Annotated in this window: 16 protein-coding genes; 11 read left to right on the plus strand and 5 right to left on the minus strand. The window is 36.4% G+C overall.

Translation table 11 applies throughout. The features are described from left to right. Positions 1-7: 7 nt before the first annotated feature. From B2R82_RS02955 to B2R82_RS02980, 6 genes are all read left to right on the plus strand, one after another. The gene (locus tag B2R82_RS02955; protein WP_286923440.1) at positions 8-808 is read left to right on the plus strand and encodes an ABC transporter ATP-binding protein; all 801 of its coding nucleotides are present in this window, start codon (positions 8-10) and stop codon (positions 806-808) included. After that, complete coding sequence (locus B2R82_RS02960; RefSeq protein WP_286923487.1) at positions 808-1,572, plus strand: alpha/beta hydrolase; 765 nt, start codon at positions 808-810, stop codon at positions 1,570-1,572. Before B2R82_RS02955 ends, B2R82_RS02960 begins: the two co-directional genes overlap by 1 nt. Before the next feature lie 90 nt (positions 1,573-1,662). Next, complete coding sequence (locus tag B2R82_RS02965; protein ID WP_286923441.1) at positions 1,663-2,136, plus strand: GNAT family N-acetyltransferase; 474 nt, start codon at positions 1,663-1,665, stop codon at positions 2,134-2,136. Positions 2,137-2,148: 12 nt separating this feature from the next. Then, a complete protein-coding gene (locus B2R82_RS02970) occupies positions 2,149-2,793 on the plus strand; it encodes a hypothetical protein (RefSeq protein ID WP_286923442.1) in 645 nt (214 codons plus the stop codon). Between the two features lie 74 nt (positions 2,794-2,867). Continuing rightward, entirely contained in the window at positions 2,868-3,353 is a 486-nt protein-coding gene (locus tag B2R82_RS02975) for a hypothetical protein (RefSeq protein ID WP_286923443.1), read from the plus strand. Positions 3,354-3,833: 480 nt separating this feature from the next. Continuing rightward, complete coding sequence (locus tag B2R82_RS02980) at positions 3,834-4,346, plus strand: YfiT family bacillithiol transferase (protein ID WP_286923444.1); 513 nt, start codon at positions 3,834-3,836, stop codon at positions 4,344-4,346. A gap of 151 nt (positions 4,347-4,497) precedes the next feature. Here B2R82_RS02980 and B2R82_RS02985 read toward each other — a convergent pair whose 3' ends face one another. After that, positions 4,498-5,112, minus strand: coding sequence for an exosporium glycoprotein BclB-related protein (locus B2R82_RS02985; RefSeq protein WP_286923445.1), 615 nt, complete (start codon positions 5,110-5,112; stop codon positions 4,498-4,500). A 289-nt stretch (positions 5,113-5,401) separates the two neighbouring features. After that, positions 5,402-6,904 carry a hypothetical protein gene (locus B2R82_RS02990; RefSeq protein ID WP_286923446.1) on the minus strand — a complete coding sequence of 501 codons (1,503 nt, stop codon included), beginning with the start codon at positions 6,902-6,904 and terminating at the stop codon, positions 5,402-5,404. Between the two features lie 239 nt (positions 6,905-7,143). Here B2R82_RS02990 and B2R82_RS02995 point away from each other — a divergent pair, with 239 nt between their 5' ends. The 4 genes from B2R82_RS02995 (at position 7,144) to B2R82_RS03010 (ending at position 9,612) form a co-directional block, all read left to right on the plus strand. Then, a complete protein-coding gene (locus B2R82_RS02995; protein WP_286923447.1) occupies positions 7,144-7,782 on the plus strand; it encodes a hypothetical protein in 639 nt (212 codons plus the stop codon). Between the two features lie 174 nt (positions 7,783-7,956). Further along, on the plus strand, positions 7,957-8,529 hold the full coding sequence (locus tag B2R82_RS03000) for a hypothetical protein (RefSeq protein ID WP_286923448.1): 573 nt from the start codon (positions 7,957-7,959) through the stop codon (positions 8,527-8,529). Continuing rightward, positions 8,522-8,806, plus strand: coding sequence for a hypothetical protein (locus B2R82_RS03005; protein WP_286923449.1), 285 nt, complete (start codon positions 8,522-8,524; stop codon positions 8,804-8,806). Before B2R82_RS03000 ends, B2R82_RS03005 begins: the two co-directional genes overlap by 8 nt. A gap of 14 nt (positions 8,807-8,820) precedes the next feature. After that, entirely contained in the window at positions 8,821-9,612 is a 792-nt protein-coding gene (locus B2R82_RS03010; RefSeq protein WP_286923450.1) for a hypothetical protein, read from the plus strand. 70 nt (positions 9,613-9,682) lie between these two features. Here B2R82_RS03010 and rpmG read toward each other — a convergent pair whose 3' ends face one another. After that, positions 9,683-9,832, minus strand: coding sequence for a 50S ribosomal protein L33 (gene rpmG, locus B2R82_RS03015; RefSeq protein WP_286923451.1), 150 nt, complete (start codon positions 9,830-9,832; stop codon positions 9,683-9,685). A 161-nt stretch (positions 9,833-9,993) separates the two neighbouring features. On the opposite strand from rpmG, the gene B2R82_RS03020 reads away from it, so the two are divergent. Next, positions 9,994-11,187, plus strand: a complete 1,194-nt coding sequence (locus B2R82_RS03020) for a GTP-binding protein (protein ID WP_286923452.1) — start codon at positions 9,994-9,996, stop codon at positions 11,185-11,187. A gap of 19 nt (positions 11,188-11,206) precedes the next feature. Here the strand turns inward: B2R82_RS03020 and B2R82_RS03025 are convergent, their stop codons facing one another. Then, complete coding sequence (locus tag B2R82_RS03025; RefSeq protein WP_286923453.1) at positions 11,207-11,749, minus strand: isoprenylcysteine carboxyl methyltransferase family protein; 543 nt, start codon at positions 11,747-11,749, stop codon at positions 11,207-11,209. A 1-nt stretch (position 11,750) separates the two neighbouring features. Then, positions 11,751-12,833 carry a type III polyketide synthase gene (locus B2R82_RS03030; RefSeq protein WP_286923454.1) on the minus strand — a complete coding sequence of 361 codons (1,083 nt, stop codon included), beginning with the start codon at positions 12,831-12,833 and terminating at the stop codon, positions 11,751-11,753. Between the last annotated feature and the right edge of the window lie 228 nt (positions 12,834-13,061).

Below are 13,061 nucleotides of genomic sequence, written 5' to 3' on the forward strand. Positions count from 1 at the left end.
AATAGTAATGCAAACTGCATTTAGAATGGAAAATTTATCTTCTGGCTATGAGCAGATTCGGGTATTTGAAGGTCTTAATTTAACAATTGAGGAGGGCAAGGTTACAACCATTATAGGACCAAATGGTTGTGGAAAATCCACACTGTTGAAAACAATCGGTCGAATATTGAAAAAACAACAGGGTACGGTTTATTTGCAGGACCAAAATATGCAAAATCTATCTACAAAAGACATCGCAAAAAAGCTAGCAATTCTTTCACAAACACCTATTGCTCCTGGGCAGCTAAAGGTAGAGGAACTAATTGCCTACGGTCGCTATCCGCATCGGAATAATGTCAATCGCTTAACAAAAAAGGACGAGGAAATGATTGAGTGGGCCTTAACCGTTACCAATACAATAGAATTTCGCGATCGAGACCTTGCACAGCTTTCAGGAGGTCAGCGTCAGCGTGTATGGCTGGCAATGGCACTTGCACAGGAAACAAATATTTTATTGTTAGATGAGCCAACGACCTATTTGGATATGGCACACCAGTTAGAGGTGCTAGAAATTGTGAAAAGCTTGAATGAAGAGCATCGTTGTACAATTGTGATGGTCTTGCATGACATTAATCATGCAGCACGTTATTCTGACCATTTAATCGCAATGCGTCAGGGTGTTGTGATGAAAACAGGAACACCACAAGAGATATTGTGTGTGGATGTGATGCGTCAGGTATTTAATATTGATGCACGTATTATGGAAGATCCTGTGACAAAAACACCTGTATGCTATGGCTATGATGTGTTGAAGGAGGTTCATCAATGATGATTGAAAGACAATCGTCCGATTATTTAACAGAGCAAATGTCCTCCAAATTTACGAATTATATGTACACAATCAACATCTATGTACCTCAGTGTGAGGCGCCAGAAGGTGGCTTTCCTGTTTTATATGTATTAGATGGGTCGTCCTATTTCCAGCTTGTCAAGGAGGCAGTGCGTCTGCAAAGTCGGAATGCTCCTAAGACAGGTATATTACCAGCAATCGTTGTTGGCATTGGTCATGGAGCTGATATGCAGGAACGACGTTTTTATGATTTTACGGGACAAGCCGAAACCTATATTTATCCTGCAAGATTTAAAGGAAAAGGCTATGAAAGGCATGGTGGAGCCGAGAACTTTAGCAGATTTTTAGAAGAAGAATTAAAGCCAGAGATTCTGGCTAACTTCCCTATAAATAAGGAGCAGCAAACACTTTTTGGGCATTCACTGGCAGGCTATTTTGTGCTGTGGCAATTATTCCATCAATCGTCCAGTTATCAACGTTATATTGCTATTAGCCCTTCTATTTGGTGGAACGAGCATGAGCTATTACGCTATGCATCAGCATTTAATCAGGAAATAAAGGCAAAGCTGTTCATCGGAGTAGGTGAGCTTGAAACCTTTATGGTGGATGATGCACAGCGAATTGTTAATAAATTACAGGATGTTGTGGATACCTCCTTTTATGAGGGATTCGAGGAGAATCATGCTTCCATTGTTCCAACTATTATGAGTAGAGCAATACGTTTTGTGAATAAAAATAAATAACCAAAGCGCATTATCTTTGATAATGCGCTTTAAATTTGTTTAAAAATTCATTATAATGTATATTAAAACAAAAAAGGAGTGCGGGTAAAAATGGTGATTATGTTAGCACAATTAAAAGATGCACCTATTATTCATGATGTAATGCTACAGGCATTTAAAGAATATGAGCATGCAACACCGCCTTCAAGTGCACTTAATGAAACGGTTGAATCAATTAAAAAGGATATGGAAAGAGGAGAATATGCCTTTATTGCTTATCTCGATGAGCAGCCCGTTGCTATGGTAAGGTTTACATATAGTGATCACAGTGTTTATTTTTTTAGATTATCAGTCATCCCATCAAAACAAGGACAAGGCTTGGCAAAAGCATTATTGAAAGAGCTTGAGCACCAAGCACTTGCTAATGGAAAAACGATTAGTAAATGTAAGGTTCGTATGTCTGTCCCTCGAAACATTGAGTTATATCGTTCATTAGGTTATGTTATTACAAAAGAGGAGAAGAGCGAGAATCTAAACGGCTTCTCTCTTTCTATAGTAACAATGGAGAAACAGCTTACTAAGTAGGGGGGACTACATTTGAGGAAAAGGCTTGGTTGCTTACATGCACATTATTCGAACATAGCATATATTGAACAAACATTTTTTAATATTAATCACATAGAGCTTGTACATTTTGTAGATCCAGGTCTTATCCTACAAGCCTCAAATGGAAATAGCGGTTTAGCTTTTAAGGTGAAGGAACAGCTTGAATGGATGGAGAACTGTCAGATAGATGCCATTTTAATAACGTGTACAAATTATATTGCTCTGTTAGAGGAAGCACCCATTAAGCTTTCCATTCCAATTTTGAAAATAGACGAGCCTTTTTTTGAAGCTATTTGTAGGAATGAGCAGCCTCAGACAATCCTGTTTACGAATCCCGGGACTGTAGAGGGGACAATGAGCAGGCTTCAGCAATATGCTATACAACATAACAAAGAAATTGAAGTTGCAGCAAAGGTAATCGACAATACTTTTGAACTGATTATGCAGGGAAAGCAGGAAGCCTATAAGAAAACCATCCTTCAAGCTCTTAATCATTTAAAAGAAGCGCAACGGCAAATTTCTGTTGCACAGCTTTCAATGGTGGAGGCCGCCCAGCTTTTCGAAAAAGAGTCAGGGTTAACAATTGCTCATCCTCTAAAATCGTTAGCTGAGTTTGTAATGAAATCGATTGAATAATATTCGGAATAATCTGTAACAATGTATGCAAAAAATTCGTTACATAGATAAAGCCATCTTAAAGGAGCGATGTAATGAAGCGATGTATCCTTTTGTTTACAGTATTATTATGTCTAGCAGGCTGTGTTATGAAGGAAAAAGCAATTGTCCTACCAGATGATTTACCTGATTTTGTACAAGAAAGTGACTTTGCATCAATTAATTGGGACAAACATGCCGAAGTATTTGGTGATAGAGGTAGTATAGTAGGGAATATCAATAAATCTGGCGTCATTGGTGCTGATGCGCCAAGTCTAAGCACCCAAAAATGGATGTGGCATCTTTGGGGAATAGAGCCTACCCTTGACACAGAGCTGACGATAGTCGGCTATCATAAAGATTCAAAAACAGTTCATCCAATTTTGATCAATGGCTGGTCAACGGGTCTTGGTGGACCTAACAATGGTGCAGATGCCCATACACCTTCAAGTGTAAAGATTCCAGAGCCGGGACTATGGGCAATATTACTTTATATCAACGGTAGTTATTTTGATACGTTAATTTATGATATAACTCAATAGGATTTTTAAAACCCTTATTTTGTAAGTTTGGATTCTTACAAAATAAGGGTTTTATTTTTAGGCGAAAGAAACATTTCATTTAAGAGGGATTACTTAGAAATTAGCAGCCAACTGAGGAATTGGAGCAAGCTAAGTAAAAATTGAAGCTATGTATCTTGAAGCAAAGGTGAAAAATGTACCTTTCATTATTAAGATTATTATAATGGTATTAACTAAGCTTAAATTATTATTAGTCCTTTTATTCATGGCAAAATCTCAATTTATTATAAAAAGATCTATGACAAATTTAAAGAAAATAGAATTGAATTTCTTTTCAATAAAGAATTTCCAAAATTAATATCTATGATTGAAAGTACAATGAATATATAAGGTTCAAAAAATGAAAAAGAAACTAATTCTGAAAAAATAATGCAGGTAGCGCGTAAAATATTAAATTGGTAATATGAAAAGTAAGAAAATAGAGAACGGGGGAGAGCCTATATGACCGATTTACGCTATCCAATTGGGCAATTTCAATTTCCAGAAGTAGTGACAATACAGCAAGTAAAGGACTGGATTGAGGATATTCGTCAGCTACCTAGACAGCTAGCGGAGGAACTTAGTGGAGCAAGTGAGCAAGCATTAGCGAAAACTTATCGAGAAAATGGCTGGACTGTAACACAGCTAGTCCATCATATCGCTGATAGTCATATGAATAGCTATATTCGTTTTAAATTAGCACTTACAGAGGATGTACCGACGATTAAGCCGTACAACGAAGCGGAATGGGCTCAACTCCCAGATTCAGAACTTCCAGTAGCGACATCCCATAAACTTATTGAAAGCTTACATGAGCGCTGGGTTTATTTACTGTCCAGTCTAACAAATGAGCAACTGCAAAGAACGTTTAACCATCCTGATTCAGGGTTACTGACACTTGAAAAAGCCATAGCTTTATATGCTTGGCATGGAAAGCATCACCTTGCTCATATTCAAAATGCTTTGGCAAAATAATCATTGCAATCTATTTAAATTGGAAAAATAGGCGATTTCTCGGTTTTGAAGAAAATCGCCTATTTTTTTAATTGTTTTTAAGGTATTATCATATTTTGCATGGCTAATAACACTGTAAGGTAGCTTATATCTGACTTACGAGCATAATTTTTTATACAATATTGATTCCTGCACTTGCGTTACCCGTAACAGTTGCAACAATCCCTGAAGAAGTAATGGAGAACACCATTAATAAGCGATCACCAGCAGCTACTGGCACTGGAACAACGTTTGCAGTACCAAACGTAATAGTACCTACTGCTATTGTTGACAGAGCTGGTGCTAAATCAACAAATGCTGTTGTAGGGCTGAAAACATTACTTCCCGCAACCGCGCGGTAAATTTGTGCTCTGACTGTTGCTGTTCCAGTAAGGGTTACAGCAACTGTAGCAGACAATGATGCAGAAATAGATGTAATAGTACCAGCACGTGGAACTGAAAAGGCTTCTGTTCCTGTAGCAGCTGTTAAATCTATATTTGTACCAGTAAGAGTTACCCCTGGAATAGACGTACCGAATCCTACAAGACTAACTGTACCGATAGCGCCACCAAGAACTGATGTTAAAACAACAGGAACTATTCCTGATGCGAATGGGATGATCGAGCCTGTTGCTGGTGGAGTAGTAATACATGCAGCTTCTATAGCTTCAAAAGGACCAAGCGCATTACACTGATTATTTTTATTTGCACAGCCGCCGCACGTTGAATTCATACAATTCATACACATTTTTACACCCCCTTTCTTCATTATTCTATTCAGCTATGTTTGTGGGGTCAGGGCAAATATCTAATTTTAAGCCTTTATTGTTTAAACTTTAGGAGAGACTTTGCTCAATCTGTATGAATCATCTGATGTGCCTGTTAAACATAAAAAAAGTCCAATATGTATTTTCATACTTATTGGACGATTTATTTTCATTCAGCAGATGTTTCTTGTATTGAAAGCAAAGCGCAGCGGCAGCTACAATTACGCCAAGGCTAAATGGATCTTCAGTTCTACTCTTAAACCATTTAAACTAACTCCATTTTCGGAAGAAATTGAAAAATAATGAGCCTTTTTCTTTTTTATGCTCTTCGTCCATAGTTTTTTCTTCCTGTTCAGGTTGCTTGTTTACCTCTTGATTATTGCTATAGGTTTCAATTGTTTCTTCTGATATAGCTTCAGATTCGTCACTTTTTAAAGTAGATGGCTTTTGCTCATTTAACGCTTCAGAAGTAGTTAGAATGACAGGCTCATTTACAGCATCAGAGGAATCGAAAACAACAGGCTCCTTATTCATAGCTTCAAAGGAATCGAAAACAACAGGCTCTTTATTCACAGTATCCGAGGAATCGAGAACAGAAGGCTCCTTATTCACAACCTCAGAGGAATCGAGAACAACAGGCTCCTTATTCACAGTATCCCGGGAATCGAGAATAACAGGCTCCTTATTCATAGCATCCGAAGAATCGAGAACGACAGGCTCCTTATTCACAGTATCCGAAGAATCGAGAACGACAGGTTTCTTATTCACTGTTTCAGAGGAATCAGGAATGACAGGCCTTTTATTCACAGCTTCAGAGGAATCAAGAACAACAGGCTCTTTATTCTCGGCTTTAGGTAAATCGAGAATAATAGGCTCATTTCCTGTTTGAAGTACATCAAGAATAACAGGTTCCTCAATTATAGCGTTAGGAGGATCAAAAATTTCTTCTTGCGGTTCTTCATGAACACTAAATTCAGTCGCTAATTCAGGTGTTTTCAAGGCAGGAGAGTCGTTTATTATTTCAGGTTTTGTTTCCCCTATAATAGAAGAATTTATGGTAGTTGGATCATAAATGCTTACCGGAATTTGTTTTGCATCAGCAGCATTTTTAAAATGGAAGGTCGATTCTGTGTTGGTATTCCAATAAAGACCTTGGCTCGGATGCGTGTTTACTGATTGAAAATAGTGTTGATTAAAATGGCGTTCTTCGGGTATACTCTTTTGATGTTTAGTTTCAGAAGATAGGATGTTAGGGTTCAAATCGAATTGCTTATTGGTTGCTTTCCCTGCTAAATTTTGCAATAACCTATAAGAAGGTTGTTGAGAGGGAATTGTCGATTGATCCTGAGCCATTGTCATTCTAGGCTGTCTTTGTGCAGCATTAGCTATCAAAGGAGAGTGGCTTTCACTACTGGGTGTAGTGGTAGGTGCTGGAGCTTTATTAACTTCCATGGTAAGTAGCTTTTTTAAAACGACTAATATTTCTTGATTCATTTCTTCTATTGTTTGATTTAAAAGCTCAATTTGTGTGGAGAGTAGCTTTATTTGCTCCCCATAGCCTTTAATTTGCGAATTTTTCCTATCATCTAATGTCTCTGTTTGTCCCTCAAAATGTGCAATCTGTGTTTTTAATCCATCAAATTCCTTTTTCATAAAGAGGTAATCCTCTATTGAAGTCCCCATTTTTAATGAAGTTAACGTTTCCCTATAGTTTTCAATCTTTTCCTTCAATTTTTCAATGTCTTGAGTGGCGTACAATTTTGAATCTTCCATGTATTTCACCCCTTTCAGTCCATTAATATTTTATTAAAAATATTTACTTTCTGTTACAAATATACCGGTCCTAAAAAACAAATTAATATCTCCCTGAAGTGTGGGGCATTAAAAAATTTGTATGGATACGCAAGTTTTTGCTAAATATGAGCTCGAACTATTTATTTAGCCCATACACTTATAGCTGAAAAACATATGCTACAAACGAAAGATAAAAATTTTATGGAGGTGTCAAAAGGATGCTAGAGAATATGCCATCCCAGGCGCAGGAACTAATTTGTATAAACGTCGATAAGGTATTTGACTGGATTGTAAAGGAAATGTCATTTGATTTTTCCCCTACTGGACCAATTACTTTTCCAGGAGTAACGCCAACGACTGATTTAACAGGTGCGGTAGTTACATGTAAGGTAGTTCCATCAGCAACTAACCCTATTGTTATTTTGAACCGTGAGAATCGCCAATTCTCCATTGATGGTTCAACAGTATGTCTTCAACATTTAAATATTCAAAAGAATTTTGTTCTTACGTTAGTTGTTTGTTTACCGAACGGCACTATGTTCACAAGCAATAATATTCCACTTTCTCGCTGTGAACAAGTTACATTATGTGCGCCAAAAGGTACAGATGTAGAAATTTTATTTACAGATTTAGATTGTTTCGTGTGTACAACTGGAACATTAACAGCTGCTGCAGGTACAATTACGTTTTCTGCATTAACTATTACAGTATCTGTTTGCCAAAGTATTCAATCTACATTCCCAGTTACTGTGGAATTCTTAGCGACTTTCTGCGAGCCAAGAGCAGAATTACCGTTTACATGTCCGGGTGTAGTTCGTCCACAGCAATGCCCTGTTGTTTTCCCAACAGGTGGGTAATAGTACTAATAAAAAAGAAAAACACATATCTTGAAGAGAGGGTAAACCTCTCTTTTTTTATGTTGGTTTGCTATCTGCTAAACCAATATAAAACGCTAGCTCGAAAAAACGGAATATCATTACGCCGAGGTGTAACATTGCTTATTACATATTTAACACAGGAGGATAAAAATTATGACTGGTACCAATCAGGTGGAGGAAAAAATAAATGAGCTCAAAGAACAGACAACTTATTATGTTCAAGAAATTAGGAAAATGGTTGAGAAGCTTACAATTATTGAACCTGTCAATGTCATAAGTTATTTTACTTCTTCATTCAATATTTCTTATGATACTGAACAGGAAAGTCTATGTTTGGGCTCCTATCATATTCGTAATATAGGGAATCAGCCTATTACCAATCCTTATTTGTGTATAAAGCTACCCGAAGACTCGCCATTCTCCTTTTCTGGTAGGTATGTTTATGAACATTTTGCTCCCAATTTAAAAGGAAATAGCAGTTGGGAGCGAATCAATGATGCAGCGAGCAAAGAAGAATTTTGGCTTAGACCTATAGGGAAAACAACATTAGAACCAAATGAAACATTATCTTTTACTAATTTTCAAATTAAATGGTCACATAATTTATCTTATTCAGGAAGTATTATGGGTTTTACCTATTGCGATCAGTTACAAGATGGTGTGGTTGTTTTAAATCCTATTAATCTTAATGGAATAAGCCAAACACAGGAGGAGAATAATGAGTGAATTTGAAAAAATAGAGCATATCACACAACAATTTATAAAGGAGCAACTTGCAAATCTTTCTAACTATAATAGTGACAAAAATAATAGCTTTGCTTTTCTTGAAAAAGGAACGTTAAATCTACTTATTGCCTATTTAATATCTGGAGAAAAACCAAAAAAACAAGAAATTAATAATGATGAATTTGACAAATATTTGGTAAAACAGCTTGATGAGGTTATAGAAGAAAGTAAGAAGCAATTTGAGGAGGTTATGAGTATGCTTGGGAAATTTCAGTGAAAGGAGAGCTTACTATGGAAAATGATATTGTGAAAAACAATGATCCCATCCAGCTCCAGCAAATGATTGTTTTTTTAAGGGCTGAATTAGCGAAATATAAAAATGAGGTTAAAAGACTAAGAGATAGTGATTATTATTCATTAGTACTAAGATTTGAACGAGAAAATATCCAATTGACAAATCAAAAAAAGGAGCTTTCGATGGAGCTATTAAAGCTGAAGAGAGACTTTGAAAAAGCAACACAGAATTACTATGATCATGTTCAAACAATAGAAAAGCATAAGAAAAAACAAGTATCCTCAATTGAAGCTTTATTAAAGGAAAAAAAGAAGCTACGTGCAGAAAATAAGTTATTAATGGAAAAAGTAAAAGTCACACAAGATGAATTACTGTCTGTTAATTCGGTGAATGGGCTAGAAAATAAGCTGAGTGATTTTGCAATAGGCATCAGTCTACAAATAGAAAACCTCATGGAAGCAATTGAAAATTCACGTTTAGAGCAAGCTAATGCTGAAAATCTTAACCAGTATTTGATGAAAGAGATTGAGGAAAAATTATCAAAAAAACTAGAGGATCTAAATAAACAAAATTCGACTACTAATCTGCTAGAGGAAAGAACGAAGGTGAAGAATGATGCTCTTATAAATTTAGATACTCAAGTAAATAAGATATTGGCTCAATCTATTGATTTTGAAGAACAGGTGGAGCATAAATTACGCATTCTTGATGACCTAGAGCAGAAATTGAATGAGCTTGCTACAGAAATAAAAGTAAAAGAAATTACGAGAGGGGATTTAATTCATTAATAGGTATGTTTGACTGTTTCAAAAGTAAGGAACAACTTTTGAAACAGTCTTTTATATTTATTAGGGAATATTATTTTGTTTCTCGATGCAATGTCACTCTTTTTAATCGAGGTGAATATTTTCTAAGCTCCAACCTTTCAGGATTATTTCGTTTGTTTTTTGTAGTGATATAGTTTTTATCACCGGTTTCGGTACACGCTAATGTTATTTGTACACGCATAAAATTAATCTCCTTTTTAAATCGTAATAATTACGCTTTATACATTATTATTTTTTAGAAGATATGTCAATAATGAATTTTTTAGCATTGCAATTTTTGTTTCTCTATGGTTTAATTACAAATTGTAAATAGTAATAATTACGATTTGAGGAGTTGTATAAATGACAAAAAAAATCCCTGTCACTGTTTTAAGTGGATATTTAGGTTCTGGAAAGACGACAATGATGAATCATGTATTGCAAAATGAAAAAAATATGCGAGTAGCCGTTATCGTGAATGATATGAGTGAAATCAATATTGATGCAGAATTAATCGCAAAAGGAAGCGGTATTTCACGTACAGAGGAAAAATTTGTAGAGCTATCCAATGGGTGTATATGCTGTACATTGCGTGAAGATTTATTGCAGGAGGTTGAGCGTCTCGCAAAGCTCGGCAATATTGATTATATTTTAATTGAATCTACAGGAATTAGTGAACCAATACCTGTCGCTCAAACTTTCAGCTATTTGGACGAGGAGCTTGGTATTGATTTAACGAAGTTTTGTCAGCTTGACACGATGGTGACTGTTGTGGATGCGAATCGTTTCTGGCATGATTTTCAGTCAGGAGAAAGCCTTTTGGAGCGAAAGGAGGCAGTGGGTGAATTAGATGAACGAGATGTGGCGGATTTGCTTATTGATCAAATTGAGTTTTGTGATGTTCTTATTCTAAATAAATGTGATTTGGTATCAGAGATGGAGCTTGAAAGATTAGAGTGCATTTTACGTGCTCTACAGCCTGAAGCTAAGCTAATTCGGACAGTGAATGGTGTGATAGAGCCAGCAGAAATTCTCAATACAGGACGCTTTGATTTTGAGAGGGTGTCGGCATCTGCTGGGTGGCTTAAGGAATTGGAGCTTGGTCATGAAAATCATACACCCGAGACAGAGGAATACGGTATTTCTTCTTTCACCTATAATCGTAGAAGGCCTTTTCATCCAGTGCGTTTTGTCGAATGGTGTGATCATATGCCAGAATCGATTGTACGAGCAAAGGGAATTATTTGGAGTGCTAGACATCAAGATGTAGCATTATTACTGTCACAGGCAGGGTCATCAGCAAAGATAGAACCGGTTTCCTACTGGGTAGCTGCTTTATCAAAGGAGCAGCAACAGGATGTATTCTCTCAAAGTCCTGAGGTTCTGGAGGATTGGGATGGTGAGTTTGGTGATCGTATGACACAGCTTGTGATTATTGGGATCGATTTAGATCAAGAGGGGATTATTGCAGAGTTAGATGCTTGTTTATTAACGGTGGACGAGTATAATAAACCGTGGAAAAATTTACAGGATCCCTTTAATTGGGAATGGCAATAAACAAAAAAGAAGATTTCGGTTAGGGCTCCGAAATCTTCTTATCAAATACGCGATTATAATTTGTTGCATCCCTTAATGCTTTTTCTTCAATGGGAATGCGTACTGATAGCATAGTTACATTTAAAAGTGTAAAACAAAATGCTGTAAAATAGGCCTGAAACATAATAGGTAGTAGCAGAATCTCTAAGCAAACGACTGCGTAATTTGGGTGACGCATAAAGGTATAGGGCCCTTTACGTACAACTTGAGCATCAGGGAGAATGAGAATTTTTGTGTTCCAAAAAGTACCTAGTGAACGAATACACCAAATGCGTAATGCCTGCACAGCAATAAATAATAAGAAAAATAATGGGAATAAGGGCGATATATCACTATTATTAGTAACGACTTCTACTATTAAAAATAAGAAAAAACTGATGTGCATTGTAACCATATAGGGATAATGAGATGCACCGACTTCGTATGCACCTTGTGACAGCATCCATTTTTCATTGCGCTTGGCAATAAAAATCTCTGTCAATCTTTGTAGAATTACAATAACCAGTATAATATAGAAGATCATGCTACTCCCTCCATTTAAGTAATACAGCTTCAGCACAGAAGCCAGGGCCGAGAGCGACGAGCAAACCAGTATCCTCCACTTGTCCTTCATTTAACATAAATTGCTCTAATACATATAGCACTGTAGGAGATGACATATTTCCATGATTTTTTAATATTTCCCGAGAAATGTCGTTTTTTTGGGGTGCTAAATAAAGTGTATCTTCATAAGCCTTTAAAACTTTTTTACCACCAGGATGTGCAATGAAGTGATGAAGCTGTTCACTATAAAGCTCCTGTTCCATTAAAAATTGCTCAATGAATGGACCAAGCCAATTAGTGATAATAGCGGGGATACTTTTTTGAAAAACAACATGTAGGCCATTGTTTTTAATATCCCAGCCCATTACATTCTCTGAATCTGGCATCCATTTGGAGCCGGTTGCTATGATAGCCGGTGTTGGCATTCTTGTCTCAATTTTCGCTTCCTCTCCACAGACAAGGATACATGCTACACCATCTGCAAAAAGAGAGGCACCGACTAAATTACTTTTTGAAAAGTCATTTGGCTGGAAGGTTAAACTGCAAAGCTCCGCACAAACAACAAGAACTTTTGCTTCTGGATGAGCAAGACAAAAATCATAAGCTCTACTAATACCAGCAGCACCACCAGCACAGCCCAGTCCCCAAAGTGGTATACGTTTAACTTTGTCTGAAAACGGAAGTTGATTCATCACTCGTGCATCAATACTTGGTGTTGAAATGCCTGTACTACTTACGAAAATGATGGCATCAATGTCCTTTGGCGAAATGGGCATTTTTAAAAATTTCTCATTTTGTAAGCATGCTTGAATAACAGCCACACTGTATTGTGTTGCTAGCTTAATATATAAATCGTTGCGTTCTTTAAAGGAATGATCGATACGATGCCATTCTGGCGGTACACAAAAATGACGAGTTGCAATACCACCATTCTCAAATACTTTTAAATATCTTTCTAATTTTGGGATTTTTGTGTGAAAAAGTTCCTTCGTTAATTCCTCTGCGTTTGCTTGCTGTAATGTGTACGGTGGTTGATATGTACTGATAGAAATGATTTTTGGCAATTCAACATCTCCTTTGTTAATAGTGGTTTGTTCATTGTATGCAAGGAGCAAGGGGATACATGCTTATTAGATTGCATTTGACATTTTCGAAAGATTTCGCTATATTAAAAACAAATAATTGGAAGTAGGTGATGTGACATGATGAATAAATCTATTTTTAGCGAACTGCAATTCGGTTTGTTCAATTTCACACGCCTAAAATATACAATTTGACTTAAGTTCAATAAT

Origin of the sequence: Lysinibacillus sp. UBA6686 (assembly GCF_002455205.1) — a bacterium.
Lineage (GTDB): Bacteria > Bacillota > Bacilli > Bacillales_A > Planococcaceae > Lysinibacillus > Lysinibacillus pakistanensis.